This is a genomic window from Bradyrhizobium centrolobii, from assembly GCF_001641635.1.
Lineage (GTDB): Bacteria > Pseudomonadota > Alphaproteobacteria > Rhizobiales > Xanthobacteraceae > Bradyrhizobium > Bradyrhizobium centrolobii.
The window spans coordinates 22,777-48,265 of sequence record NZ_LUUB01000083.1 but is presented as its reverse complement, the minus strand read 5'-3'; the positions used below and the strand labels follow the sequence as shown (position 1 = coordinate 48,265).

At 60.2% G+C, this 25,489-nt stretch carries 22 protein-coding genes and 5 pseudogenes; 16 read left to right on the top strand and 11 right to left on the bottom strand.

The window, feature by feature from the left end; all coding sequences use genetic code 11:
• Both AYJ54_RS31405 and AYJ54_RS31400 read right to left on the bottom strand, forming a co-directional pair.
• A partial coding sequence (locus AYJ54_RS31405; RefSeq protein WP_063705240.1) for an HAD family hydrolase occupies window positions 1–637 on the bottom strand: 637 nt, incomplete at its 3' end.
• 94 nt (window positions 638–731) lie between these two features.
• Window positions 732–1,352, bottom strand: a complete 621-nt coding sequence (locus AYJ54_RS31400) for a histidine phosphatase family protein (RefSeq protein WP_063705239.1) — start codon at window positions 1,350–1,352, stop codon at window positions 732–734.
• Between the two features lie 616 nt (window positions 1,353–1,968).
• On the opposite strand from AYJ54_RS31400, the pseudogene AYJ54_RS52890 reads away from it, so the two are divergent.
• The 3 genes and pseudogenes from AYJ54_RS52890 to AYJ54_RS31385 all read left to right on the top strand — a co-directional run.
• Window positions 1,969–2,444, top strand: a pseudogene (locus AYJ54_RS52890) (trehalase-like domain-containing protein); the annotation flags it as partial.
• A 2-nt stretch (window positions 2,445–2,446) separates the two neighbouring features.
• Window positions 2,447–3,880 (top strand): glycoside hydrolase family 15 protein (locus tag AYJ54_RS31390; protein ID WP_210184082.1); only part of this gene is annotated, 1,434 nt, incomplete at its 5' end.
• A 13-nt stretch (window positions 3,881–3,893) separates the two neighbouring features.
• A complete protein-coding gene (locus tag AYJ54_RS31385; protein WP_063705235.1) occupies window positions 3,894–4,358 on the top strand; it encodes a HEAT repeat domain-containing protein in 465 nt (154 codons plus the stop codon).
• Between the two features lie 53 nt (window positions 4,359–4,411).
• Here the strand turns inward: AYJ54_RS31385 and AYJ54_RS47985 are convergent, their stop codons facing one another.
• The gene (locus AYJ54_RS47985; RefSeq protein ID WP_082905927.1) at window positions 4,412–4,654 is read right to left on the bottom strand and encodes a hypothetical protein; all 243 of its coding nucleotides are present in this window, start codon (window positions 4,652–4,654) and stop codon (window positions 4,412–4,414) included.
• 125 nt (window positions 4,655–4,779) lie between these two features.
• Between AYJ54_RS47985 and AYJ54_RS47980 the strand changes: the two are divergent.
• Window positions 4,780–4,890: pseudogene (locus tag AYJ54_RS47980) on the top strand (universal stress protein); the annotation flags it as partial.
• 539 nt (window positions 4,891–5,429) lie between these two features.
• Complete coding sequence (locus AYJ54_RS31375; RefSeq protein WP_063705245.1) at window positions 5,430–5,897, top strand: DUF992 domain-containing protein; 468 nt, start codon at window positions 5,430–5,432, stop codon at window positions 5,895–5,897.
• 276 nt (window positions 5,898–6,173) lie between these two features.
• Here the strand turns inward: AYJ54_RS31375 and AYJ54_RS31370 are convergent, their stop codons facing one another.
• The 4 genes from AYJ54_RS31370 to AYJ54_RS31360 form a co-directional block, all read right to left on the bottom strand.
• Window positions 6,174–6,599, bottom strand: a complete 426-nt coding sequence (locus tag AYJ54_RS31370; protein WP_063705232.1) for a hypothetical protein — start codon at window positions 6,597–6,599, stop codon at window positions 6,174–6,176.
• 1 nt (window position 6,600) lies between these two features.
• Window positions 6,601–6,789, bottom strand: a complete 189-nt coding sequence (locus AYJ54_RS49950) for a hypothetical protein (protein ID WP_136624053.1) — start codon at window positions 6,787–6,789, stop codon at window positions 6,601–6,603.
• Window positions 6,790–7,022: 233 nt separating this feature from the next.
• Window positions 7,023–7,256, bottom strand: coding sequence for a YbdD/YjiX family protein (locus tag AYJ54_RS31365; protein ID WP_063705231.1), 234 nt, complete (start codon window positions 7,254–7,256; stop codon window positions 7,023–7,025).
• Window positions 7,249–9,336 carry a carbon starvation CstA family protein gene (locus AYJ54_RS31360; protein WP_063705230.1) on the bottom strand — a complete coding sequence of 696 codons (2,088 nt, stop codon included), beginning with the start codon at window positions 9,334–9,336 and terminating at the stop codon, window positions 7,249–7,251. Before AYJ54_RS31360 ends, AYJ54_RS31365 begins: the two co-directional genes overlap by 8 nt.
• 402 nt (window positions 9,337–9,738) lie before the next feature.
• Between AYJ54_RS31360 and AYJ54_RS31355 the strand changes: the two genes are divergently transcribed.
• From AYJ54_RS31355 to AYJ54_RS31350, 3 genes and pseudogenes are all read left to right on the top strand, one after another.
• The gene (locus tag AYJ54_RS31355) at window positions 9,739–10,275 is read left to right on the top strand and encodes a ParB N-terminal domain-containing protein (protein WP_063705243.1); all 537 of its coding nucleotides are present in this window, start codon (window positions 9,739–9,741) and stop codon (window positions 10,273–10,275) included.
• Window positions 10,276–10,582: 307 nt separating this feature from the next.
• Window positions 10,583–10,708 (top strand): annotated as a pseudogene (locus AYJ54_RS54110) (zinc-ribbon domain-containing protein); the annotation flags it as partial.
• A gap of 12 nt (window positions 10,709–10,720) precedes the next feature.
• Window positions 10,721–13,912, top strand: a complete 3,192-nt coding sequence (locus tag AYJ54_RS31350; RefSeq protein ID WP_063705228.1) for an ATP-binding protein — start codon at window positions 10,721–10,723, stop codon at window positions 13,910–13,912.
• 284 nt (window positions 13,913–14,196) lie between these two features.
• Here the strand turns inward: AYJ54_RS31350 and AYJ54_RS31345 are convergent.
• Together AYJ54_RS31345 and AYJ54_RS31340 are read right to left on the bottom strand one after the other, a co-directional pair.
• A pseudogene (locus AYJ54_RS31345) lies at window positions 14,197–15,982 on the bottom strand (peptide ABC transporter substrate-binding protein).
• Between the two features lie 283 nt (window positions 15,983–16,265).
• Window positions 16,266–16,517 (bottom strand): annotated as a pseudogene (locus tag AYJ54_RS31340) (methylisocitrate lyase); the annotation flags it as partial.
• Between the two features lie 55 nt (window positions 16,518–16,572).
• Between AYJ54_RS31340 and AYJ54_RS31335 the strand changes: the two are divergent.
• The 8 genes from AYJ54_RS31335 (at window position 16,573) to AYJ54_RS31300 (ending at window position 23,738) form a co-directional block, all read left to right on the top strand.
• Complete coding sequence (locus tag AYJ54_RS31335; protein ID WP_245329169.1) at window positions 16,573–17,523, top strand: ABC transporter substrate-binding protein; 951 nt, start codon at window positions 16,573–16,575, stop codon at window positions 17,521–17,523.
• A gap of 67 nt (window positions 17,524–17,590) precedes the next feature.
• Window positions 17,591–18,460 carry a branched-chain amino acid ABC transporter permease gene (locus AYJ54_RS31330; protein WP_063705225.1) on the top strand — a complete coding sequence of 290 codons (870 nt, stop codon included), beginning with the start codon at window positions 17,591–17,593 and terminating at the stop codon, window positions 18,458–18,460.
• Window positions 18,461–18,480: 20 nt separating this feature from the next.
• Complete coding sequence (locus tag AYJ54_RS31325; RefSeq protein ID WP_063705223.1) at window positions 18,481–19,443, top strand: branched-chain amino acid ABC transporter permease; 963 nt, start codon at window positions 18,481–18,483, stop codon at window positions 19,441–19,443.
• Window positions 19,440–20,201: an ABC transporter ATP-binding protein gene (locus tag AYJ54_RS31320; RefSeq protein WP_063705221.1), complete on the top strand. Its 762-nt coding sequence runs from the start codon at window positions 19,440–19,442 to the stop codon at window positions 20,199–20,201. Before AYJ54_RS31325 ends, AYJ54_RS31320 begins: the two co-directional genes overlap by 4 nt.
• On the top strand, window positions 20,194–20,901 hold the full coding sequence (locus tag AYJ54_RS31315; RefSeq protein WP_063705219.1) for an ABC transporter ATP-binding protein: 708 nt from the start codon (window positions 20,194–20,196) through the stop codon (window positions 20,899–20,901). The genes AYJ54_RS31320 and AYJ54_RS31315 overlap by 8 nt, the downstream gene beginning before the upstream one ends.
• Before the next feature lie 34 nt (window positions 20,902–20,935).
• Window positions 20,936–21,826, top strand: a complete 891-nt coding sequence (locus AYJ54_RS31310; protein WP_201724283.1) for an NAD(P)-dependent oxidoreductase — start codon at window positions 20,936–20,938, stop codon at window positions 21,824–21,826.
• A 146-nt stretch (window positions 21,827–21,972) separates the two neighbouring features.
• The gene (locus AYJ54_RS31305) at window positions 21,973–22,929 is read left to right on the top strand and encodes a Bug family tripartite tricarboxylate transporter substrate binding protein (protein ID WP_161491921.1); all 957 of its coding nucleotides are present in this window, start codon (window positions 21,973–21,975) and stop codon (window positions 22,927–22,929) included.
• An 8-nt stretch (window positions 22,930–22,937) separates the two neighbouring features.
• The gene (locus AYJ54_RS31300) at window positions 22,938–23,738 is read left to right on the top strand and encodes an N-acyl homoserine lactonase family protein (RefSeq protein WP_082905923.1); all 801 of its coding nucleotides are present in this window, start codon (window positions 22,938–22,940) and stop codon (window positions 23,736–23,738) included.
• Between the two features lie 366 nt (window positions 23,739–24,104).
• Here AYJ54_RS31300 and AYJ54_RS47975 read toward each other — a convergent pair whose 3' ends face one another.
• Window positions 24,105–24,632 carry a hypothetical protein gene (locus tag AYJ54_RS47975; RefSeq protein WP_082905922.1) on the bottom strand — a complete coding sequence of 176 codons (528 nt, stop codon included), beginning with the start codon at window positions 24,630–24,632 and terminating at the stop codon, window positions 24,105–24,107.
• A gap of 278 nt (window positions 24,633–24,910) precedes the next feature.
• On the bottom strand, window positions 24,911–25,351 hold the full coding sequence (locus AYJ54_RS31290; RefSeq protein WP_136624051.1) for a hypothetical protein: 441 nt from the start codon (window positions 25,349–25,351) through the stop codon (window positions 24,911–24,913).
• Between the last annotated feature and the right edge of the window lie 138 nt (window positions 25,352–25,489).

The following is a 25,489-nucleotide window of genomic DNA, read 5'->3' as shown; positions in this document are numbered from 1 at the left end:
AGTCGAGCAGGTCTCCGATCCGGTCCACCGTCACGTCGGGTATGGCGAAGGAGGCGAGGGCGTTCGCGTCGTGGGCATATTGTCCTTGTCGGGGAAGGACGGTGGTGACGCGGTTGCCCCAGACCTCCTTGACCGCGGCAAGGATACGCGGCTTGTCATCAACTAGAACGTAGTGCAGCGCCGGATAGCGGGCCTCGACATCATCGAGCGCAAGCTCCTTGTGGATGTAGATCAGCACATGTGAGTTGACTGCCTCCGAAAGCCCGGAACGCTCAACCTTGCGGGGTTGAAAGACGACGTCGCCATCGGTGAGAAGGATGGTTGGGCCCCACTGACGTAGTCGTTCGAGCACGTCTAGGGATTCCGGATACAAACGATTGGCGAACGGGTAATCGACCAGGAATGACGACATGGACAACAGGTGCATGTCTTGCGGGTGTTCGACGCGATACCGCTGGAGCGCGCCGAGATAGTCTCGATACCCCAGTTCTTGGAACAGCTCCTCGAGAATTGCCCAGTACCGATCGCGGCATGGGGCACCGTACCGGCGCTCGAGGTAGGCCTTGATGTCAGCCTGGATGCGGTCGTTGTCGAGAAGCGTATTGTCGACATCGACCAGAAAGACGAGCTGGTTCATCGGTCTTACCCTTACGCAACTCTCTGCGATATGCACATCGTGCGCGCGTAGCACGCACGGGCATATTCAAGATGATGTTACTCCGACTAGCGCCTTAGCGCGCGAAGGCTGGTGCGAACCGAACTTCGACGTGCCCGGTGTCATTCCACAGCCGGATCGCTGGTTCTGACTGATCGTGTTCGTACCCGAGTATGCTCAGGCTTGCAGTGTCGAGCGTGAAGAGTCGTCCGGCCTCCGCATCGAGGCCTAACCAGCGTGCCGCCAAAACCCGGAGAAAATGTCCGCTCGAAAACAATAACACGTTACCTGGGACGTTGCGAACGCGCTCCACGATGCGATCGGCCCGTGCACCGACTTCACTCGGTGCTTCTCCTCCCGGACAGCCGTCGCGAAACAGTTGCCAGCCCGGACGCTCGTCTTGGATCTCCTTTGTGCGACGCCCCTCGTATTGGCCGTAATTCCATTCCAGCAGATCGCGGTCGGGTTCCGCTTCGACGCCGAAGCCAGCCAACTCAGATGTCTGGACTGCTCGCTTTAAGGGGCTCGTGAACACTTTTGCAAAAGTGAAACCCAGCAACCGCGAGCGCAAACTCTGCGCATTGAGTTCGCCGCGCTGAGTTAGGGCCAAGTCTGTGAGGCCAGTATGCTGGCCTGAGAGGCTCCACGCCGTCTCGCCATGCCTTGCAAGGCAAATGATCGGAAGGACGGCGCTCATGATCTCTTCCCTTCAGCGTCGTCCTGCCGGCGCGTGCGGCGGAAAGAACTGAACTCGGAAAGCTTCGGACTAACGCATCTCTATCGTCCACGCCGTCAAGGTCCGTGCGCGCACCTGCCCACTGGTAGCGCGCGCCTTCTTCGGAGAAGAAACGAGCCATCACCCTAGCGCTACAACAGTTCGCCACTCGAACGGATGTGAGTCTGAAACGCTGACCTATTTCGCTGGAGAAGCGTTGGCAGCTTTGGCACTTCATCTTCGAGTATTTTGGGCATTGCCGTCCTCATCGAGACCCCAAGCAGCGCCCCAGGAACGACCTCCTTCAACAGCGAAACGCCCTGGTTCGTCTCCGCGTCTCGCAAGACCCTCGGCGCGATCACGGAGGACGTGCTAGGATTGGCGGCATATCAACATCGAAACTCGCACGTTCGTGCCATGGGGCCTGCCATGATCCGGATCGGCGACCTTGGTCGCCCATTTAGGCTCTTGAAAGTGCAGACCAGTTGATCTCGATGCAAACGATGTTTTTCGAATGCCTTAGTGTGTTCTGAATTACAGAAATTTTGCTCGCGAGGAGCCGCGGGCGAGATGAGCGAGGTTGCGAGCAAAAGTGAATATGCAGTGTGTCTTTTCGCCGCCTCAGGGCATTGACGATACGCCCATCGTGGGGCTCGATCAGCGTCGAGCGAGCGGAGGAGACGAGATCATGGGCTACAAGCCGATCGAGTCCTACGGCGTCATAGGCGACCTGCACACCGTTGCCCTGGTTGGCATCGACGGGTCCATCGACTGGTGTTGCCTGCCGCACTTTGACTCGCCGAGCGTCTTCGCGGCGATCCTCGACGACCAGAAAGGGGGCTCATTCCGCATCGCCAGTCTCTACGAGGCGCAGCACAAACAGATGTACATGCCTGACAGCAACGTCCTGGTAACGCGCTTTCTGAGCGACCACGGCGTCGGTGAGGTCGTGGACTTCATGCCGGTCCAAGGCCCGCGCGAGATCAGAAAGATCCATCAGATCGTCCGGGTAGTGCGGGCGGTGCGCGGGTCGGTCCGCTTCCGCCTCGACTGCCGGCCGGCTTTCGACTTCGCNNCGCCGGCCCCATCAGGTCGTGCTGGAGGGGCGGGGAGCGATCTTCGAGGCGCTAGGGATGAAAGTCTCGCTAGTCAGCCGCTTCCCGCTTGGTCGGCAGGGCGACGGCGTCGCTGCCGAGTTCGTCCTCAACCCCGGCGAGACGACCACGTTCATCCTCCGCCAGGTGGAGGAGGACGGCCACGACAGTGTTCATGACGGCGTCCTGCTCGAGGCGCGGCTGGTCGGCACGGAGGCCCTGACGCAGACCCTGGCCTTTTGGCGGCAGTGGCTCAGGAAGTGCAACTATTCAGGCCGCTGGCGCGAGATGGTCCACCGCTCCGCGCTGGTGTTGAAGCTGCTGACATTCGCGCCGACCGGCGCGATCGTGGCGGCGCCGACCTGCGGGCTGCCGGAAGAGATCGGCGGGGTGCGCAACTGGGACTATCGCTATACTTGGGTGCGTGACGCCGCTTTCACCAATTACGCCTTCCTCCGCCTGGGGCTGACGTCGGAGGCAGAGCAGTTCATGGCCTGGTTGGAGCAGCGGGCCGTCGAGGGTGCCCGGGGCGACCCGTTGCAGACTATGTATCGCATCGACGGCGGGCATGAGCTGCCCGAGGAAGTCCTCGGTCACCTCGATGGCTACCGCGGCTCGCGTCCGGTGCGAGTCGGCAACGCCGCTTCCGAGCAGCTGCAGCTGGACATCTATGGCGAGCTGATGGACGCCGTCTACCTGTACGACAAGTACGGGACGCCGACCGCCTATGACTTCTGGTGCCACCTGCGCAAGATGCTGGATTGGGTGGCGAACAACTGGGAGAGAGCTGACGATGGCATCTGGGAGGTGCGCGGTGGACAGCAGCAGTTCGTCTACTCCAAGGTGCAGTGCTGGGTAGCGCTGGACCGAGCGATCCGCCTTGCGAACAAGCGGAGCCTGCCGCTGGACCGCACCCGCCTGGCCGCGGAGCGGGACCGCATCTACGAGGCCATCATGACGCGCGGCTGGGACACGGAGCGGCAGACCTTCGTGCAGCACTTCGCCACCGACGCGGTGGATGCGTCCAACCTGATCATGCCGCTCGTCTTCTTCCTGTCGCCGACCGACCCCCGCATGCGTGGCACGCTGGATCGGACCATGGCCGAGCTGGTTTCCGACAGCCTTGTGCACCGCTACGAGATCGGCAGAGGAGCCGGCGACGGCCTGACCGGGAGCGAGGGGACGTTCAATATGTGTACGTTCTGGCTGGTAGAAGCGCTGGCCCGGGCGGGCCGGGCGGAAGAGGCCCGCTTCATCTTCGAGAAGATGCTGACCTACGCCAACCACCTCGGCCTGTACGCCGAGGAAACGGGTCCGCGCGGCGAAGCGCTGGGCAACTTCCCGCAGGCATTCACTCACATCGGGTTGATAAGCGCCGCGTTCAACCTGGACCGCCGGCTCGGCGTGGGGCCATGAACAGGGTCGGGCCATGAGCGCGCAGGTCGCTTACCTAGGGACGACCGTCCCAGACTGGGTGAGGGAGCTTTCGAGCAGCGATCCGCTCCAGCGCCGCCTCGGCGCATATGCCTTGGGCGAGATCGGCCCCGCGGCAACCGAGGCTATGTCCGACCTCGCCGCGGCCCTCCAGGACCCGGTTGCGTTCGTGCGCGTCTGGGCGGCGGCGGCCCTGGCCCGGGTGGCGCCGTCGGGTGGAGAGTCGGTCACCGTCCTGATCGCGGAGTTGGGCAACGAGCTTGCCTTCGTACGCAGCCTGGCGGCCTGGCACCTTGGTCGCCTCGGCCCGGCCTTCCCGGGGATCGAACAAGCCCTCATCCCCCTCCGACAGCTAGCGGGTGATAAGGATCCGAGCGTGCGGGTGGAGGCCGCGCTAGCGCTGGGGATGCTCGAAGGGAAGGGCGCCCCGCCGCCGGAGCTGAAGTCCTTGTGCACTTGAGCCTCCTGGGCGTCGCCTCGCGCGGACTTGTTCGCGAGCTGGTGCGCTCCAGATCAGCCGCCACCAAACTTGGATGGATCGTCGTAGGCCGGAGGATCGTCGTGGTCGGTCCGCAGACCACCCGGAACGGAGTCGTCGCGATAGATTCGAACGCCATTCGGAGTGACGTAACTTGGGATCACAGCCTGGTTGGGACGAACGATGACGCGTCTCGAATTGGCATGATGCCCTCTTGCGGCGGCGTTGGCAGGAGCACAGAGAACGATCAAAAGACATAAAGCCAAGGCAGAACGCATTGCATCTTCTCCAATCAATTAGCCCGTCCTTACGTGCTGCGCGCACCGTAGTAATGGGTAACGGCCGCTAGATTGGTAAAAGTGCAGTCTAGCAGCCGAACCCGGCGGATTCGTGATTCGGAATCTTAATCGTCATGGCCTCTCACGGGCGTCGCGGCCTCAGGAAGCTGTTGTTGGGGAGTCAAACATCGGAGGTCCTAGCGGACGGAAGCGTGCCGGTGTTGGTAGTGCAGTAGCAGACATAAATGAATTGAGCAAAACTGGTCCGACACCAGTAGGCTGACCTCAATGAGAGATGCCGCTACTTCGCTGTTGGGCCAGAAGACGACATGGCCTAACCGCGACGCGGCCTGCGGTGCAGCCGAAGTCGTCGCAAGCTCGGATATGCGCGGCGTCGCCTCAGACCCCTCGGTGGCGCCGAGCATGGCGAGCGCAACCACCGTCGCGGGCGACGCTCTGGGCGCGCGGCCCGTCGCGCGTCCGGACATTGGCAAAACAGCTGCGTTGGAAGCCATGGCCCGCCATTGCCTGGCCAATTCCCGGAGAGTGTACGCAGTTGAGCGATCGGTGACCTATGTCCGTGAACACCCCATGCCTCTGCTCAGGGTTTCGCCGGATGGAACAACGTAGGCGAGATGCTAGGTTCATGCCCGCTCCAACGCTCCGATCCGCGTCCCCCAACATCATTGAGAGAACTGCGACCGACCAGATTTTCGCGGCGGCAACGACTGAAAGCAACGCTCCGCGCCATCCGACTGACGTGCTGGAGAGACTGATGCTGAAAACACTTCTATCGTTGGCGATATGCACGCTAGCGCTCGTCTTCACCATGCCGGCGCTAGCGCAAAGGCAGCCGGTTCGAGTGGGTGGGCTCACTTGCGATACTGGGCCGAGGGTTGGATTGCTCATCGGCTCAAAGCAGCGAATGAATTGCGTCTTTCGCTCGAATACAGGTCAGCAATACAACTACAGGGGCAGGATTACCCGCCTGGGTTTGGATGTCGGCGTCACCGGAGGGGGAAGGTTATTTTGGGGCGTCTTTGCGCCGACGAGCCATATCGGTCCGGGCGCGCTGCGGGGGACGTTCGTAGGTGCAGGCGGCAATGCGTCGCTCGGCCTCGGCCTCGGCGCTAATGTGCTTATAGGAGGATCCAACCGTACTATCTCGCTGCAACCGTTATCAGTCGAGGGCCAATTCGGCATCAATCTGGCGCTGGGGGTAGCGGGCCTGAGGCTCTATTAACCATCGGCGCCTGTCCGGCGCCAACCGCCGTTTGCCGTCATTCCACTTGGCTGGCGCCGCATTGCCACTGGCAATATACGGCGCGCGATATCGGCCTGGGTGAAGCGTGCGCGCCGCCAGGTTCTTCACAGAAGGGAGCTCAGTGACGGCCGCGACGCTGCCGACAGACTCCGTTCACTATGAAACAGGGAGGCTGGCTGGACGGTACTTTGGGGATGAGTGACGAGCGAGCTGAGCTTTCGACGGGTTACCGCAGAGGTCGATGAGGTCCGAGTGTCAGACCACATATACCCCTGCAGAAGATTGGACGACGCGGTCGACGGTCAGACCGCATTTGTCACCGATCGTGATCCCGTTGATGCGTTCGGCAACCACTTCGATCAAGTGATCATCGAACCGATGTGGCGAACCTTCTGAAGTAAAAATCCAAGCGTCATGGACCTCACCATTGGCCAACGTAAGCGCGATTTTAGTGATCCCGAAGCGCTCACCTGTTGGATTGCTCGGATGCCAAGCAAGGGGTGGCGTCACGATGTCCGGAAGCCTAACCTGAAACGCTATCTCGAGCACGAAGTTCATCGTACCGAGGTGGCATCTTGAGATTTCGGGAAAGTATGGCCTCAGCAGTGGAGCCTGCATCCTCACTGTATTCGTTGCCCTGCCGAGGCCGCTCCTGACCTTCCCAATGAAGTTGAATGCCATCTCATGCCCTCTTTGGGGGACGCAAGCCGGGCGAATTGATCCATCGCTCCATGACTTCACTCACCTCGATGTTCATTGCCCGCAACAGCAATATCTCTCTTGCTCTATCAGCTCTATCAGGCGGCCATTTCTCTGTTTCTGCCACCAATGCCGTGCTGCCAGCGACTCCGTATTCTTCCAGTTCACGCATGACACGCCTCAAGCCGATTTGGTGTGTAGTTTTGAGTGTGCGCCTTAAGGCTGATAACGCCTACGCACAAAAACGCCGAGTCAGACATGCAGTCCATGCCGGGCACGGCAGCGCCCGCCGCCTACCTCTCAGCCTCGGCGAATTTCGCCGTCAGCGGACGCCAGCTGTGGGTTCACCCTGCCGCAGGCACAACGCCACTCACGCGCGGGTGGCAGCTGAGTTGTTATCGGCTTTCAGCAGCAGCCTCTAAAGCGACCTTTCCCGACCGCGTATCGCGCCTGCTGGCGTTCGCGAAAGAATTCAACATACGTCATGATCGGCTGGTCGGGATGCTTCGCCTGGCGGTGCGCAACATATGTCTCGTAATCGGGAACGCCGATCATCAGACGCGCAGTGCGCGTGCTCCAATAGCGGGCGGCTCGCACCGCGTTTGCGGATTGGTCAAACAAGTCCTGCAGGTCAGGCATGGCCACCTCCCGCCGCTACTTGAGCGAGCCCGATTTCCGCTGCGGTCGGCTGCGGATTGCCCAGTGCTCGCCAGATATTGATCAGGCCATAGATCACTGTCGCAACGACCACTAGCACGAACAAAGCTGCCAGCGATGCATCGATGTAGTCGTTGAACACGATCCGGTTCATCTCGCCGAGCGTCTTTGCAGGTGCCAGCAACTGACCCGCTGAGATCGCGTCGCGGTATTTGAGTGCGTGGCTGATGAACCCCACGTTTGGATTGGGGCTGAGTACCTTCTCGAGCCCCGCGGCGGTCGTGCAGACCACGAGCCAAGTGGCGGGCACAATAGTCACCCACGCGAACCGCTCGCGCTTCATCTTGAACAGGACGACGGTGCACACCGTCAACGCGATTGCCGCCAGCATCTGGTTGGCGGTCCCGAACAGAGGCCATAGCGTCCATATACCACCCAATGGATCGATCACCCCGACATAGAGAAAGTAGCCCCATAGGGCGCACGAAAGGGCCGAACCGATAAGGTTATTGGTCCAGGACGCAGTCTCCTTGAACGCCGGAACGGCGTTGCCGATGAGATCCTGAATCATGAACCGGAGCACGCGTGTTCCGGCGTCAACGGTCGTGAGGATGAACAGCGCCTCGAACAGGATCGCGAAGTGGTACCAGATACCCATCAGGGTACGGCCGCCAAGGAACGACGACAGGATTTGGGCCATGCCGACGGCGAGCGTTGGTGCGCCGCCGGTGCGCGACATGATCGAGGTCTCGCCGACGTCCCTGGCCATTTGATTGATCTCGTCCGGGGTCACCACGAACCCCCATGCCGAGATGACCTGTGCGGCTTGCTCAGCCGTGGTGCCGATCATTCCTGCCGCACTGTTCATCGCAAAATAGACGCCGGGATGGATGATGCTCGCGCCGATCATCGCCATTATGGCGACGAACGATTCCATCAACATTCCGCCGTAGCCGATGAATGCGATCTGCGTTTCGTTCTCGATCATCTTCGGCGTCGTTCCTGACGAAATCAGAGCATGCCATCCGGAAACGGCGCCGCAGGCGATTGTAATGAAAAGGAAAGGGAACAGGCCGCCGGCCCAGACTGGTCCGCTGCCGTCGACGAATTTTGTGACCGCCGGCATCTGGAGATCGGGACGAACGATGATGATGCCGATAGCCAGGAGTGCGATGGTGCCGATCTTAAGGAACGTCGAAAGGTAATCGCGCGGGGCCAGAAGCAGCCAGACCGGCAGCACGGATGCGACGAAGCCGTATCCGATGATGATCAGCGCGAGCGTCTCCCCTCGTAGATCGAAGTACGTGGCCAGCTCAGGCGTCTCGGACACGGTCTTGCCATAGATCAGCGCTGCGAGAAGTAACACGCAGCCGAGTAGCGACATTTCGCCGACCCTGCCCGGGCGGATAAACCGGCTATAGACACCCATTAGAAGCGCGATCGGAATCGAGCAGAACACCGCGAAAGTTCCCCACGGACTGCCGATCAATGCCTTAACGACAACGAGAGCGAGGACCGCAAGTACGATGACGCAGATCAGGAGAATGCCTACCCCTGCGATCGTGCCGGCCACCAGTCCCATCTCGGCACGCACGATGTCGCCGAGAGAGCGACCATCGCGCCGTGTCGATAGAAACAGCACGGTCATGTCCTGGACCGCACCGCCGAACACCGCACCAACGAGAATCCAGAGCGTGCCCGGCAGATAGCCCATTTGCGCGGCAAGCACCGGACCGACGAGCGGACCCGCGCCGGCGATCGCCGCGAAATGATGGCCATAGAGCACATACCGATTGGTCGGCACATAATCGAGACCGTCATTGTGGCGAACGGCAGGCGTCGGTCGCCTACCATCGACACCGAGCGCGCGGTTGGCGACGAACAACCCATAAAAGCGATAGGCGATGAAATAGATGCAAATCGCAGCGACCACTAGCCACGCGGCGTTGACCGCTTCACCTCGATTGAGCGCCACGATCGCAAATGCCACCGCACCCAGAAGAGCAACCGCGATCCATAAAAGCTTCGTCTGCGGCGCGCTTGAATTGTTGACGGTATTCATGGATGTCCTCCCGCACTGCAGGAAGCCCAGCCAAGCAAAGTACACCCTGACGGGGAGACCTTGATCAAGACAAGAGTGTATTGGCCGGGATCCTTCCTTTCCGTACACCAGGGTCAGAACTGGACATATCGCCAGGCCCGAAACTCAATAGTGGTTCCGCTTGACGATATAATTCTACGACTCCGTTTCTTCGTTGGGAAGGGATTGGAATGATGCGCAGAATGTCGGTTGGCCGGGGCGACGAACGGACGATTGGCGCGTCATCGGGAGACTGGCGCACCGACAACGACCTTCGGGACCGGCCCGAGGAAATTGCCTTGGCGGTAGAGCGCTTCATCCTTAAAATCTCGCCACCGCCGCCAGATGCTTCGGATCGAGCTCAGTCACTACGGAGTAGAAGCTATGCCCAAGCCGGAGAGCTTCGCAATCGACAAGATCTACGTTCCGGTGAAGAGGAAGAAGGCTCTCAAGCCTGAGCTCGTTCGAGAAATTGCGGAAAGTATTTTAGAAATCGGACAACAAGCCCCCATTCTCGTCCGGCCCGACGAAGGCCGGTTCGTTCTGGTCGAGGGACTGCATCGGTTCGAAGCCTGCAAGGCTCTTGGCGAGAAAACTATCATCGCGATCTTGGTCTCGGCTGAGATCGTTCACCAAAAGACGCTTTTGTCCGACAGCGCTGAAGCAGAAGCAGAGCGCGACAAGATGGCGCGATTGAAAAGACTGCGTCTCGAAAAGGAGGCTGCCGCGAGATTAGCCGCCGCTTCAGAGGCAGTCATGCAGACGCAATCAGCTGAGCCTCTGCGAAAACCTTCTGAGAAGGATATCCGGAGCAATCCCAAGGCATCACGAAGCCAATCAAATCGCGGGACTTCAGGATCAACACCAAGAACCTTGTCGGAATGGCTCACGCAACAAAAGCGCGATGGCGGTCGTTATTGATTACCCGCTCCGGCCGCGATCACCGGCCTCGAGCGAGCTTGAGTTCAATAACCTGATGATAAGCGATGGGATGTTTCGTGAGCGTGCGGAGTACGAATGATAGGACACTGCGCTGGTCAACCACGCGGAGTGTAGCGATGAGCTAATCGGGACTCTCCGTGAAGCAGTTCATACCGATCTGCCAGCGAAAATGCCAAGATATTCATGATGGCCGCTTCCATGGATCTCGTCGCGGTCGTTGCGTAAATCCTCCGGACGTTCAACGCCCGAAGTAAGTTACGATGACCCCTACATCGCGAGGAAGCTCATGAGGTGTTCGAGCTGCGGGGCCGAGATCAAGGCGGGCAACAGGTTCTGCATCAGATGCGGAGCACCGTTTGCGCCGACCTGCGCCGCTTGTGGTGCGCTGAACGAACCGAGCGCAAGGTTCTGCGGCCAATGTGGCTTGGGGCTTGCGAGCGAGGTTCGAGTAAGTGGCCCTGCGACGGAGAAGCGGCCCGGCTTCGAACCGTCTCCGCAGGCCGCCGAGCGCCGCCACCTGACGGTTATGTTCTGCGATATGGCCGGCTCGACGGCGCTTTCGACTCGCCTCGATCCGGAGGACCTGAGCGAGGTTATACGGGGATTTCAGGAGGCGTGCGTCCGGGCGATCCGTCGATTCGACGGCTTTATCGCGAGGTTCATGGGCGACGGCGTGCTGGCTTATTTCGGCTATCCAAGGGCCCATGAAGACGATGCCGAACGCGCGGTCAGAGCGGGCCTCGCGGTCGTCGATGTCGTCAGCCGGCTGATGCTGCCGACCAAGGTCCTGCTAGAGGTCCGAGTGGGCATCGCCTCGGGTCTCGTGGTGGTCGGCGAGACGTTGGGCGAAGGTTTGTCTCAGGAGCAGGTAGTCATCGGCGAGACGCCGAACCTGGCGGCCCGGCTCCAGACCATTGCCGAGCCGAACACCGTTGTCATTGCCGACGGAACGAGACAGCTGCTCGGCAGACGATTTGACCTCGAGGATCTCGGGTCGCGCTTTCTGAAGGGAATGGCCAATGCAATTCCGTCGTGGCGGGTCGTTGGCGAACACGCGGCCGAAAGTCGCTTCGAGGCCGGGCAGGCTCAGCGTGCGAGTGGCTTTTTTGGCCGCGAACGCGAGGTCGACCTTCTGATGGACCGCTGGGTCCAGGCACAAAATGGCGAAGGTCAGGTCGTGCTCTTATCGGGCGAGGCCGGAATCGGCAAATCGCGGGTCGTCGCGGCGCTCCGGCAGAAGATCGCCGACGGGGCCTATACGCGCATTCTGTATCAGTGCTCGCCTCATCATACGAATAGCCCGTTTTATCCCGTGATTTCCCAACTCGAGCGTGCGGCCGGGATTGCGCCTGATGACTCCGCTGAGACCAAGCTCGACAAATTGGAACAGGTTCTGGCACGTTCGTTCTCGACGATCGATGATGTGGCGCCACTCTTTGCGACGCTGTTGTCGCTGCCAATCGAGGGCCGGTACGTAGCACTCAACCTCACGCCCCGAGAGCAGAAGGAGCGCACTTTACTGGCGCTCAACGAGCTGCTCGGCGGCCTAGCGAAGCAACGCCCAGTCTTGTTCATCCTGGAAGATGCGCACTGGATTGATCCGACGACTCTTGAATCGTTTACGCGAACTATCGACCGGCTGCGGTGCTGGCCGGTCCTGCTGATCGTCACGTTCCGCCCCGAATTCGAAGTGCCATGGGACCACTACGCCCACGTGACCAGACTCGCTTTGAATCGACTGGCACAGAGCCATGTGGTGGCAATGATCGACAGATTAACGGACGGCAAGATGTTGCCGGCCGACGTCCGAGACAAGATCATCGCGAAGACGGACGGGGTGCCGCTGTTTGTGGAAGAGCTCACCAAGGCAATCCTGGGATCGGGGCTCATGGAGGAAACCGCCGACCGCTATGTTCTGCAGGGCCCGCTGCCTCCTCTGGCGATTCCAGCAACACTGCACGACAGTTTGTTGGCCAGGCTCGACCACCTCGCGCCCGTGAGGGAGATCGCCCAGATCGGGGCTGTCATTGGAAGGGAATTTACCTACAAGCTGCTGGATGCCGTGGCGCCGGTTCACGACAAGGCGCTGGAGAACGCACTCGACGAGCTTAGCAACGCGGAACTGATCTTTCCAAGGGGAGTGCTGCCCGAAACGACCTACATCTTTAAGCATGCGCTCGTGCAGGACGCCGCCTATCGAAGCCTTCTGCGCTCAACGCGTCGACAGCTTCATGGCCGCATCGCTGTAGCGATCACGGAGCTGATGCCCCAAATCGTTGAGACCCAACCCGAACTTCTCGCGCATCACTATGCGCAGGCGGGGCTCATCGATGATGCCATCGCTTATAGCCTGAGAGCAGGACGGCGCTCTGCGGCCCGTTCCGCCAACGAAGAGGCGATCACGCACTACACCAAAGCACTGGAGTTGTTGGGGACGAAACCGGCGGGACTGGAGCGAGATCGGCAGGAGCTTGAGCTGCTCATCGCCCTCGGCGTACCGACGATCGCAGCGCGCGGCTACATGGCCGCTGACGTCGAAAGCATCTACGGCCGGGCGGGCGACCTATGCGGCAGCGTGACCGAGACTCCGCACGCCTTTACCGTGTTGCGCGGCCTCTGGAATAGCGCATTCCTGCGCAAACCGCTCCTGAAAGCGCAAGCACTGAGCGCCGAATTGGTGGCTCTGGCGGATGCGCAAAGTGACGATACACGTCGGGCGCTCGCTCATCGGGCGCAAGGCTGTGCCCTGTTTTTCAGCGGCGAATTCGAGTCCGGCTGGGAAAGCTTTCGTCAGGCCATCGAGTTTTGGGATGCCGACAAGGCGCGCGCAGAGATCCTCGTCTACGGCGAGGATCCGAGCGTGGTCTGCAGAGCCTATGGCGCGTGGCTGACATGGTTCCTCGGCTATCCGGACAAGTCGAGCATACTGATCTGCGAGGCGTTGGCCGATGCCGAGCGGCTATCCAACCCTTTCATCAATGCCATGACCCTCGGCCTCGCATCCGCGCTACACGTCTATCGTAACGAATTTTCTCAGGCATTAGAGCGCGCCGACGCCTCCTCAGTTATCTGTGCCACGTACGGTTTCCCGCAGTGGACGGCCTACGCCATGATAATGAGAGGCCGAGCTCGGGCGGCGCTCGGTCGAACCGATGACGGTATCGCCGAGATGGAACAAGGTTGGGCCGACTGGCAGGCATTGGGCGCCAAGCTCGCTACGACACAAATGAGCGTCGGGCTAGCGGATGCCTGTGTGAAGGCAGGCCGTATCGCGGCGGGCCTCGACTGGATCAAGGTCGCGGCCGAGCATGCTCGTACGTTCCACGAAGAGCTTCTCGGCGCCGAGATCCATAGGGTGCACGGTGAACTGCTGCTCGAGAGTGCTGCAACGGGGAATGCTGAGGCGTGCCTTCGCCGCTCGATAGAGATCGCCCGACACCAAGAGGCTAAATCTCTGGAACTGCGGACAGCGATGGTCTTGGCGCAACTCTGGCAGCAGCAGGGCCGGCGAGACGCTGCGTACGACCTACTCGTGCAGATATACGGCTGGTTCAGTGAGGGATTCGACAGCCCGGATCTGCGGAATGCGAGGGCGTTGCTGGATGACCTGGCATGAACGATACGGAGCGGTACGCGCCATCATCCCCACGCGCCAGGGTGCATGGACAAACCGCTTCTCGCCGTGGGAGCCGGCCGGCACCCGGTCTTCCCTTTGCCCTCTTGGAACGAAGAGGGTGGAGCGATGGAGCAAAGCTCCGGCGAAATGCGCCGCGAGAATGCGATGGCGTGTCTGCTGTTTGACAGTTCAATGTTGCGGCCAAGGGGCGCCCATTGAAGACCAGCGGGGGCGGGCGTGTCCGGTTTGGCAACGTCCACTCGGTCGCGATCCTGTTTCCGGTGTCAGCTCCGATACCAACTCGCCAGATTCCACGTTGTGACGTCCCACCCCGAGATGTCGGCCATGAGGTTATTAGCGGCGCCGCCGACGATGTTGCGCGAGAGGATCGGCACGAGCACATTGGCCTCGCAGAAGATCTCGCCAACCTTGATCAAGAGTGCGGTGCGTTTGACCGGGTCGAGCTCTTTCTGCGCGGCCTTGTAGGCCTTGTCGGCCTCGGGATCGGACCAGCGCGAGACGTTGCGGCCCAGCCACTTGTTGTCCTTGGTCGAGATCTCCCAGGAAACGCACTGGTTCAGGAATCTCTCCGGGTCGGGCTGCGGCTGTGTCGTGTTGTACATCTCCATGTCGCAATAGAGTTTCGAGTAGGTGTCGGGGTTGCCGACGTCCGACGAGAAGAACACCGATGCGGTGACCGACTTGAGCTCGATCTCGATGCCGGCGCGCTGGCATGCCTGCTTGATGATGGCCTGCGTCTTCTGGCGCGGGGCGTTGATCGATGTCTGGAAGACGTATTTGAGCTTCTTGCCGTCCTTCTCGCGGATGCCGTCCGCACCCCTCTTCCAGCCGGCCTCGTCCAGGATCTTGTTCGCCTTGTCGACGTCGAACTCGTATGTCAGCTTGCTCGACTTGAACTGCGAGGGCTGGTTGACGAAGCTCGCCGTGGCGACGCCGCCGCGGCCGTAGATGAATTTCTGGATCGCTTCGCGATCGATCAGGAGGTTGAACGCCTGGCGAACGGCCGGATCGGACAGTGTCGGGTGCTTGGTCTTGACGCTGGAACGCTCGCCGTCGACCTCGGTCCAAGGGTCCGTCGTGTTGAGGATGATGAACTCGACGTTGCCGGAGGGCGTGACATCGACCTTGCCTTTCCCGCTGGTCTCCATGCGCTTGAGGACCTCATCCTCCACCAGCAGGTTCCAGGCATAGTCGTATTCGCCGGTCTGCAGCACCGCGCGCGCCGCGGAGACCGCGTCGCCGCCACCCTTGAGTTCGAGCGTGTCGAAATGCGGCTGGTTTCTGACGTGATAGTCGGGGTTGCGTTCGGCTCTGATCATGTCGCCCGGCTTGAACTCGACGAACCTGTACGGGCCGGTGCCGACCGGCTTCAAATTGCCCGGCGCTTCGCGCGACTTTGCGCCGACATAGTCGCCAAAGTGATGTTTCGGCAGGATCTGGCCGACCGAGCCGACGAAGGGATCGGCCCAAAACGGCGTCGGGTTCTTGAAGATCACCTTGACGGTGTGGTCGTCGATCTTCTCGACATTGATATCCTTGTAGGATCCCGTCGTGTACGCGGCGGTCGCCAGATCTGCGGCGTATGTCCAGGTAAAGACGACGTCGTCGGCGGTGAAGGGCTTGCCATCATGCCACCTCACCTTGTTTCAGCTTCCAGGTGACGCTCATGCCGTCCGGCGAGAGGCCGCCGTTCGTCTTGGTCGGGACATCAGCGGCGAGGCAGGGGATGAGGTTACCTTCCTTGTCCCAGCCGGCGAGCGGCTCGAAGAAGATGCGCGAGGCGACCTGATCCTTGGTGCCGATCGCGAAATGCGGATTGAGCAGGGTGGGGGCCTGCCAGATCAGGATCTTGAGCGCGCCGCCGCCGCCGGCTTTGGTCGGCTTGTATTGCAGCGTGGCGTCCGCCATCGCCACGTCGTTCCAGATCAGGATCTGGCTCGCGACCGGCGCCGCGATTCCGACCGCAGCTACTTTCTGGATGAACGAGCGTCGCGATAGCTTGCCTTCCTTCACCTCCGCGATCAAACCGCGGATGTCGTTCTCGTTCATCAGATGACCTCCACCTCTCAAAGATAAGTTGTCACCGGCTGTAATTTACATGCACGCTAACTTGCGACGTCGGACCCCGTGGAGTCAAAGGCGATTGTTTTGAGTAGTGTGCTTCAGAAGAGTGTGGTAGTGCGTCCCTCCTCCGCTGCCACGGTTAGCTACCAATGTCCAAACGGCGGCCGCCAGTCATTTTGGAAGGGGCGCGCGACGCTTGGCCGCAGCCTGATGAGCGCGGGCTGGGCGAACGCCATCTCGCCATGAACCCAGTGATTCTCGTCGGCAATTAGGCCGGCGAATTTTGGGGGATCCCTTCAGGAATGATGGTACGGACGATACTCTGATCAAGCGCTTCGTAGTCTGAATAGCCGATCGTGCGGTAAAGCTCCGCGCGCGTCTGCATCAAATCGAGCACTCCATGCGTGCTGCGGTCACGCTTCAGAGCAGCGTAAAGGGTCTCTTGCGCGCGTGCAGCAACCCGCAGTGACGAAACCGGCCAGATCACCATCTTGTAGCCCATCGCCTCGAACTCGGGTGCCGCCGAAGATGTCAATAAAGACGGCGGTCTCGAAGTCGCTGGCAAGCGCTACAAGGTGCTGATCAAGCAATATGACGACCGATATCGCGCCCAGGATGCGGTAACGGCCATGGATCGCCTCATGATCCAGGACGGAATTCGTTTCGTGGTCGGACCGATGGGCTCGGCAGCGGCGGTGGCGACAAAAGATCAGACCACGTCCGGAAAAGTCATCACAATGACGCTGGCCTTCACGCCGCGGGCGCTAGGGGTCGACGCGCCGTTTGCATATCGCCCAGTGATCACCACCGGCGAATTCTCTGACCCGCAGGTGGCATGGCTCATGAAGAACACCTCGGCCAAACAGGTCGTATCGCTGCTTCCCAACGATGAAACCGGGCAGCAAATCGGTGTGGCGAACTTCAACTCATACGCCAAGGCCGGAGCAAAGCTGCAGGTCGAGTATTTTGAACGTGAGCGCGTCGACTTTGTGCCCATCCTTACGCGCATTCTGATGAAGGCCGATGGTCTCGAACTTGGCGGCAACTCTCCGACCACCGCCGGTCTCATTCTGAAGCAGGCACGTGAGTTGGGTTACCGCGGTCCGGTGTTTGTCACCGGCGGCGATGTCGCTGCCGAGATGCTCAAGGTAGCGGGCAAGGATGCGGCTGAAGGCACCTACGTCCATCTGCCCATCGATACGAGCCTGCCGGATACGGCGGCCTACGTTGCTCGCTTCAGGGCCAAGTATGGGCCGAACATGAACGGGTTCAGTCCGTTCTTCTATGCCGGCTTGCAGATGTTGTTCACAGCCATGAAGAAGGCCGGGACCGTGGACGACACGACGAAGATTGCAGCGACGCTCGATGGATTGTCCGACGTTCCCACTGCGATGGGCAAAGCGGGCTGGACCGGCGAGCAGAAGTACGGAATCAGGCACCAGATCGATCTTCCATTCTACGTGGGCCAGATCAAAGACGGCATTGTAGCCAAGGTAGCGACCTGCGACGTCAACGCGTGCCGATAAGCGACCGCTGGAACTGGCGAGGCGCTTCGCGCCTCGCCGATGCGATTGGAGTTGGCGTCCCGTGAGCATGGAAATCATTTTGGTCCAGACGGTCGTGAACGGCCTCATGGTGGGCATGATCTATGTGCTGATGGCCATCGGCTTCACCATGGTGTTCGGCATCATGCGCATCGTGAATTTCGCGCATGGTGAGTTTTACATGGTCGGCGCGTTTCTGTTCGCGATCCTCTATGGCAGTAACGACGTGCCGTTCTCCATCAGCGTCTTGCTCGCCGTAGGCGCCACGGCGTTGCTCGGATTGTTGATGGAGCGGATCGTCTTTCGCCGGTTTCGCGGAAACGAGCTGAACGGCATGATCGCCTCCGTCGGCGTCGCTCTCATCCTGCAGAATAGCGTGCTGCTGATGTGGGGATCGTCGTCACGCACCGTGCCGCCTGTTATCTCCGGGGTTCTGTCCGTCGGCGGCATCGTATTCCCCTGGTCGCGGCTGGTGGTCATCATCGGGGCGATCGTTGCTGTCGTGTCGCTCAATCTGTTGATCGGCCATACCCGAATTGGTCGGGCCATGCGCGCCGTGGCCCAGGACGCAGAGATCGCACAGGTACAGGGCATTCGCGTCGACGTCATATTTCCCGTCGCATTCGTATTGGGGGTAAGCCTCGCGGCATTCGCCGGCGTTCTCATGGCGCCGGTTCTATCGGTCTCGCCCTTCATCGGATTGGCGCCGACGTTGAAAGCCTTCGTGATCGTCGTCATCGGGGGGCTTGGTAGTGTTCCCGGCGCCGTGGCGGGCGGATTGCTTATTGGGTTGATCGAGAGCTTCGCGGGCACTTTTGTAAGCGCTTCGCTGTCCGAGATCCTTCAATTCCTGGTCGTGATTGCCGTCGTGCTGCTGCGCCCGCAAGGCTTGTTGGGCCGAAAGGAGCGTGAGGCGTGAATCCCCCAACAATCAAGCCGATGTATTATGTCGGAGTCGCAGTGGCAGTTGTCCTTGCTGCGCTACTGCCCTGGTTCGCGCCGAACCAGTTCTATATCCACCTGGCGACGCTCGGCTGCATGAATCTCATGCTCGTGCTGGGCCTCGCCATCATTGCGCGAGCCGGACAGCTATCCATGGGCCATGGCGGTTTTGCGTTGGTCGGCGGGTATGTCTCGGCACTGTTGTCAATGAGGGGGTGGTCGCCTCTGCTAAGCCTGTTCATCGCAGGGCTGGTCGCGGCCGCTATCGCTGCCGCCCTTGGCTGGATCATCCTGCGTTTGCGCGGCGTGTATTTCGTGCTGGTGGCATTCGCGTTCAGCCAGATAGCGGTGTTGCTGGCGCTCGACATGAGTTTCGTCACGGGCGGGGCAAATGGACTTGTCGGTGTGCCGCCCATTTCGATCTTCGGGCACGTCCTTCTCACCAAACCGCAATTCTATCCCTTTGCGCTCGTCTGTGCGCTGACGACGCTGCTCCTGACCTGGCTGCTCTACCGGTCGCCGCTGGGTACGATGATGGCGGCCACCGCCGAGAATCAGCGCCTCACCGAATCGAGCGGCATTGATACGCATCGGGTCCAGGTGATTGCCTTTACGATCGGATCGGGCATCGCGGGCTTCGCGGGGGCGTTGTCGACGCACTATCTCCGATTTATTTCGCCGGATTCATATACGTTCTGGGAGTCCGTTTCCTACCTGACCATGCTGGTCGTTGGCGGACGTGACGGCGTGCTGGGACCGGTCGTCGGTGTTCTCGTCCTGACGCCCTTGCCGGAGCTGCTTCGAGCTACTGAAGGGCTACAGCATATCATCTACGGGGCCATGCTCGTGCTCTGCCTGATGTTCGTTCCGAACGGGTTGGCAAGCCTTGTCCAGACCTGGCGATCGCGACAACGGGTTGCAGGGACCGGCGCAGCGATCGTGGCCGAGGAAGTGACATGAGCATGCTCGAAATCGAGAGCTTGAAGCGTTCCTTCGGCGGGCTTGTTGCCGTCCGAAACGTAACCTTTAACGTCAACGAGGGGGACTTTCTCGGCCTTATCGGCCCGAACGGTGCGGGCAAGACCACGTTGTTCAATGTGATTTCTGGCGTTCTGAGACCATCGGCGGGGACAGTCCGCTTTCTGGGCCGCGACATCTCAGGGAAGCCAGCCAACCAAACGGTTCGCCAAGGGCTTTCACGGACATTCCAGGCTGCAACCATCTATCCGGAGGCGAGCGTCATTGAAAATGCCGCTCGTGGCACCTTGGCTTCGAGCCTGACCGGCTTATGGGGAGGGTTTCTCTCGAGCAAATGGCGGGTGGCAGCGGAGGAGAAAGCGTTTCACGTGCTTGACCTCTTCGGTCTGACGCGCCGCGCAGCCCTGAAGGCCCGCGAGCTTTCTTATGGCGAGCAACGTCGCCTGGGCGTCGCAATAGCACTCGCCAGCGACCCGAAGCTTTTGATGCTTGATGAGCCGGTCGCCGGGCTCAATCCGGAGGAAGCGGCTGAGCTCGCTTCGGTTCTCCGTCGGGTAAAGTCGGAGCGCGGCGTCACGATGGTGATGGTCGAACATCACATGCGTACCGTCATGGGCCTTTGCAATCGCGTCGTGGTGCTGGATCACGGGACGTTAATCGCAGAGGGAACTCCCGCGGAAGTCGTGTCAAACCCGCTCGTGATCGAGGCGTATCTCGGCAAGGAAGCGGTCCATGCTTGAAGTTCGCGGGATTAGCGTCACCTACGGTGCCCTCACAGCGGTCCGCAACTTGAGCCTTTCCGTTGCCGAGGGGGCCATTGTCTCTCTCATCGGCTCGAACGGTGCGGGTAAGACCACCACCATGAAGGCCATTATTGGCCTCAAGCCCGTTAGCTGCGGAGAGATCTATTTTGACGGCGAGCGCATTGATGGCGCCTCCGCTCCTCACCGCGTCGGGCGCGGTATCGCGCTTTCACCTGAAGGACGGCGTGTTTTCCCGCAGATGAGCGTGCTCGATAATCTCTTGGTCGGTGGCTATTCGCAGCGAGACAAGGCTCACCAAAAGAAGACGCTGGAGCAGATATACGGATATTTCCCTCGCCTTGTGGAGCGAAGGAGCCAAATGGCTGGTTCGCTGTCGGGCGGCGAGCAGCAGATGGTTGCCATTGGCCGTGCTCTCATGGCCAAGCCGCGCTTGTTGCTCCTGGACGAACCCTCGCTCGGGCTTGCTCCGATCATAGTCGAAGAGATCGCGCGCATTATCGTCGACATCAACCGCGATATCGGCATGTCGATCATACTGGTCGAGCAGAATGCGAAGCTCGCCCTGAATCTCTGCAACGAGGCTTTTGTATTGGAAACCGGCGCGGTCGCGCTGAGCGGGAAGGGGAAAGACCTGCTGGCTAGTGACTACGTGCGGCGGGCCTATCTCGGCATCTGAGTTCTGTCTGACAGGAAATCCCGGAGTTATGACTATGACTGGCTCTTCTACGTTCGGTTTCATCGGTTTGGGCGTTATGGGTGAACCGATGTGCCGGCACCTCGTGCAGAAGACGAGAGTAAAGGTGCTGGTTCACGACATCAATGCCGAACCCGTGGCTCGATTGGTTCAGACCGGCGCCATCGATGCCGGCTCGATCTCCGGGTTGGCGAAGGCCAATGTCATCTTCATTTCGATGCCCAGCGGCGAGCACCTCAAAAAAATATGCGAGATGGCTGGGGGGCTTCTTGAGTTCGCACGCCCCGGTCAAACCATCGTTGATCTCTCCACAAGCCCGTTGAAATTGACACGCGAACTGGCCGGTACATTCGCCGCAAGAGGAGCCGATTATGCCGATGCACCTGTCGCCCGGACACGTGCGGCGGCCGAAGCGGGCACGCTGGCGATTTCGGTGGGGGCAACACCAGAGGTGTTTACCCGCATCGAACCGCTGTTGCGTTGCTTTGCTTCCGAAGTGACCCACTGCGGTGATGTTGGATCGGGTCAGGTCGTGAAGATCCTCAACAACATGGTTGTCGTGGGGACCGTGACCGCGCTGTGCGAAGCCGCCGCGATTGCGGAATCGGCAGGCGTTTCGACCAGGACCCTGTTCGACGCATTCTCCAAGGGCTCCGCAGACAGCTTTGCGCTGCGAAATCACGGGTACAAGGCTGTCGCCGCGCGAGAATTTCCCGAACGGGTCTTTTCGACCGACTATATGCACAAGGACATTTCCTACGCTCTCGATATGGCGAAGGACGCGGGGATCGAGGCGAGGGAGGCCGCACTCGGCGCCAGTCTTCTGACCGAAGCCTCTCAGAGCGGCTTCGGAGCGAACTACTGGCCGGTCATTGTGAAGATCATTGAGCGCTCTTCCAAGCAATGATGATGAACGCATGAGGGCGGCCTGCGGCAACGCTCACCGACTAGCCGTCCGCTGCAGGCCGTCTGGACCGGATTTCCGCGAATGGCGAGCCAAACGCCGACCTTAAGGTCGGATCAATAACGACAAATAATCAATGGGAGGGATTTGTGCGGGTGTTGTTGTTGACGATCGCGCTGCTTCTTTCAAACTGGAGCAAGGCAGCAGCGGAACACTATCCCTCGCAACGAATTACGGTCATCGCCCCCTTTGCCCCTGGCAGCGGCACCGATGGCGTTGCGCGCATCGTGTTTAAACGGCTGTCGGAGCTGTTGAAAGCAACGATTGTTATCGATAACCGCGTCGGCGCGAATGGGGCGCTCGGTGCGACGGCTGCTGCTCGTTCAGCGCCAGACGGGTACACATTGCTGGTTGGTGGAACATCCACGCACGCGGCCAACCCCAGCATGCTGAAGTCGATACAATACGATCCCATAACCGACTTCGTTCCGATTTCGCAGTTTGGCCTGTTTCCCTACTTTCTGATCGTTGATCCGGGACTCCCTGTAAAAAACGTGGCTGATCTCGTGGCGCTCGCGAAGAGCAAACCGGGCTCGTTGACGTTTGGTTACGCCAACGCGCTTGGTCAACTTTCCGGCGAGGCATTCAAGCGAAGGGCTGGCATTGATATTGCTGCCGTGCCCTACCGAAATAGCCCGCAGGTCGTTACCGACATCATCGCAAAGCGCGTCTCCATGACGTTCATGGATATGGCGCCCGCAGTCTCCCAAGTTGAGGCCGGGTCAGCTCGCGCGCTCGCAACCACAAATCTGGTGCGTAGTTCGCATTTCCCGGCGATCCCGACCATGAAGGAGGGGGGACTCGAGTTCATCAATATCTCCGCATGGACGGGACTGTTCGCTCCCAAGGATACGCCGCCCGAAATCGTTGCGAAGCTGTCCGAAGGGGTGCGCGAGGTGTTGGGAGAAGCCGAGATACGAAGTCGTCTCGCCGATATCGGCTTCGAGGCTCAATGGATTGGTCCGGCGGAGTTCGCCAAGCATGTCAAGGACGACATGGAATTGTGGGCCAGCACAACAAGGGAAGCTGGCATCGAACGCCAGTGAACAATGAAATGTCCGAATACGAAATCTATGCGATCCGATACGCCAGGAAGGATGACCGACGCTCGTCGGACAACTTCATCGAGAACGACGGGCCGGATACGGAAATGCCGATGGATTTCTTCATCTGGGCGTTGGTCAACCAGGACCGGACGGTCATCGTCGATACCGGCTTCGACGAGAAGGCGGGCAAGGCCCGCGGGTATGCCGTAACGCGGCCAGTTGCCGAGGGCCTGAAGCAAATCGGTATCAGTCCCGATGACGTCAAGGATGTCATCCTTACCCACATGCATTGGGACCACGCTGGTAACCACGACCTCTTCCCGCAGGCCCGGTATCATGTGCAGGAGCGTGAAATGCATTTCTGCACGGGTCGCTGCATGTGCGATGCTCAGCAGAAGAAAGCATATAATGCGGAAGACGTCAGTCATCTCGTCAGGCGGAATTTCGAAGGGAGCGTGACTCTTCACGATCCAAATTCCGATCTCGCTGACGGAATATCCTTGCACTGGTTGGGTGGACATACGGCGGGGCTTCAGGTTGTAAGGGTCAAGACGCGACGAGGCCATGTCGTCCTCGCTTCGGACGCCTCGCATTACTACGCCAACATTCTGCAGCGTCGCCCGTTTCCGGTGTTGTTCGACACGGGCCAGATGCTGAATGGCTTCGCGGTCATCCAGAAATTAGCCGATGGCCCGTCCCACATCATTCCAGGTCACGACCGGCAGGTTCTGTCGCTTTTCCCCGCTGCTCGAGACGGGCTCGACGGCATCGCGCGACTGGACGCCGATCCCCGCGGAACCCCTGCCTAAATCCCGACCGAAGCCGGAAGCGAAGGCCGGCGTAGGACACGCTGTCTGGATCAAGGAACAAGGGTTCGCGAGTTGCTCGCTGCACCGTTTGCCCGATGACATCAAGGCACGCACAAGGGCGGTTATCTCAGCTTTCAGCCGCTTTGGGACTGGATCACCGAAGCGGAGCCGGACTTGTTCAACTAGGCCGTGAACCCATAAATCTGCCGGGCGAAGGTCTTGCCGGAGCCCGCTATGCACCAATAGCGACCAAATTCTGCAGCGCGGTTAAGTGACGGGATGGGCAATAGGCGACATCACGTCCTTCTTCGATCATAGGTGAGCGCGTCGCGTATCAACTAATCAGGTGCGTTGGTCAACACACGCTCACATGCCTCGCGCGTCCCGCATCGCCTGAGCGACTTTCGTCGCTTGCGACACTCGTCCGATTTTTGCGCCTGTAATGATCCTTCTTCGAGGTGTGCTCGCGTTCGGGACCATGCCTTCGTTCGCGGTGGCTCCGGCAGGAGGATAGGTCATGAAGTTCGCGGCTCGATGCAGCGCGAGAGCCTTTCGAGCTGCTTCGACATGTGCGGTGCGAGCTGCCAGATTATGAAGACGCCTGAGCTCCTTGTTCACCCGCTTCAGGGCCGCGGCGAAGACTTGCTTGCGTTCTGATGCATGCTCGGCGGTTCCTGGAAAGCTTGCTCCGCGAGCCTCGGTCTTTCCGCGCCCCTCCCGTCGCCTTTGTCGGCCGAGCGTACGCTCCTTATCACGCATCTTGCGCAAGCGGGGGCGCATGGCTTCAAGTTCAGCCACCTCGACGTCATAAATGGCAGGATGGTGCGTGAGGCGGATCGTCTCATACTCTTCGTGGCTGAGAAGGCTGCGTTCGAACTTGCAAGGGACCGGCATACCATTCCTCCGTTTGATGTCTTCAAGTGAAGGCAGAAGAACCCGTCTACTGGCGCCCCCGACGCCTGACCTGAACCGGCGCGCGGAAGCCAGGGAGATCGAGCAGATTGAACGCCCGACAGGCGATCTGATCGACGCCTCGGCGAGCGATTGAGATTCTATCAGGCACGGCTGGCACGATCATCGCGCCGCAACGTGGATGTCGGCTCGCGCGAAGCAGGAGACCATTGAGTTGGCTCCTCAGGCCAGGCTCGCCAGCGCAGAGCATGGGCATCTGCTCAATAGTCGAGTCGCACCCACCAGCAATTGTCGGCCGATTCAGCCGGCGGTTCTTTCGTCTCGCCTGACGGGCCAAGATCCCACTTTGTCGCCGGATCGATACAAAACAGGGTCAGCCCGCCGCTCGTCCACTCGTAAACCTTTTTGACCCGGTACATCGTGCCGCTTGGTCCGAAGCGGCTGCACACGTTGGTGAACATGCCGGTCCCCGGGGCGTGGTTGTCCGGTAGGGGATGGCGGTCGACAAAGTGCAAAGCAGCCGAGAGGCCATCCATGGCGCGCCTACGTTCCAGCTCCTTGGTGTTCTCCAGATCGGAGCAGGCGAGCGTTTGGACCTGCAACGTGAAGATGTCGCCGACTTGGAGCGGCTTGGCAGCATGGACTGAGGTGATGACTGCAGCGGCAGCCACAACTGCAATTGGCAGAGGTGATGGTTTCACGGCTGTGGGCTCCCTTTTGCGATTTTCAGCCCTTTGCCTTCCGCGAGCGCCTCTGATCTCACGCCCACAGGCGCGTTTGCGCGGATCCTATCCTTCGCCTCGAATGCGACGCCATTGTGGTCCGAAATTTTAACGGTT

What these genes read in the sequence shown, in the direction of transcription:
- AYJ54_RS31400 (WP_063705239.1), bottom strand. Translation starts at nt 1,352, where the DNA reads ATGAGCGCCGTCCTTCCGATCATTTGCCTTGCAAGGCATGGCGAGACG.
- AYJ54_RS31385 (WP_063705235.1), top strand. Translation starts at nt 3,894, where the DNA reads ATGAGCGCGCAGGTCGCTTACCTAGGGACGACCGTCCCAGACTGGGTG.
- AYJ54_RS47985 (WP_082905927.1), bottom strand. Translation starts at nt 4,654, where the DNA reads ATGCGTTCTGCCTTGGCTTTATGTCTTTTGATCGTTCTCTGTGCTCCT.
- AYJ54_RS31375 (WP_063705245.1), top strand. Translation starts at nt 5,430, where the DNA reads ATGCTGAAAACACTTCTATCGTTGGCGATATGCACGCTAGCGCTCGTC.
- AYJ54_RS31370 (WP_063705232.1), bottom strand. Translation starts at nt 6,599, where the DNA reads ATGGCATTCAACTTCATTGGGAAGGTCAGGAGCGGCCTCGGCAGGGCA.
- AYJ54_RS49950 (WP_136624053.1), bottom strand. Translation starts at nt 6,789, where the DNA reads ATGCGTGAACTGGAAGAATACGGAGTCGCTGGCAGCACGGCATTGGTG.
- AYJ54_RS31365 (WP_063705231.1), bottom strand. Translation starts at nt 7,256, where the DNA reads ATGCCTGACCTGCAGGACTTGTTTGACCAATCCGCAAACGCGGTGCGA.
- AYJ54_RS31360 (WP_063705230.1), bottom strand. Translation starts at nt 9,336, where the DNA reads ATGAATACCGTCAACAATTCAAGCGCGCCGCAGACGAAGCTTTTATGG.
- AYJ54_RS31355 (WP_063705243.1), top strand. Translation starts at nt 9,739, where the DNA reads ATGCCCAAGCCGGAGAGCTTCGCAATCGACAAGATCTACGTTCCGGTG.
- AYJ54_RS31330 (WP_063705225.1), top strand. Translation starts at nt 17,591, where the DNA reads ATGGAAATCATTTTGGTCCAGACGGTCGTGAACGGCCTCATGGTGGGC.
- AYJ54_RS31325 (WP_063705223.1), top strand. Translation starts at nt 18,481, where the DNA reads ATGTATTATGTCGGAGTCGCAGTGGCAGTTGTCCTTGCTGCGCTACTG.
- AYJ54_RS31320 (WP_063705221.1), top strand. Translation starts at nt 19,440, where the DNA reads ATGAGCATGCTCGAAATCGAGAGCTTGAAGCGTTCCTTCGGCGGGCTT.
- AYJ54_RS31315 (WP_063705219.1), top strand. Translation starts at nt 20,194, where the DNA reads ATGCTTGAAGTTCGCGGGATTAGCGTCACCTACGGTGCCCTCACAGCG.
- AYJ54_RS31310 (WP_201724283.1), top strand. Translation starts at nt 20,936, where the DNA reads ATGACTGGCTCTTCTACGTTCGGTTTCATCGGTTTGGGCGTTATGGGT.
- AYJ54_RS31300 (WP_082905923.1), top strand. Translation starts at nt 22,938, where the DNA reads ATGTCCGAATACGAAATCTATGCGATCCGATACGCCAGGAAGGATGAC.
- AYJ54_RS47975 (WP_082905922.1), bottom strand. Translation starts at nt 24,632, where the DNA reads ATGCCGGTCCCTTGCAAGTTCGAACGCAGCCTTCTCAGCCACGAAGAG.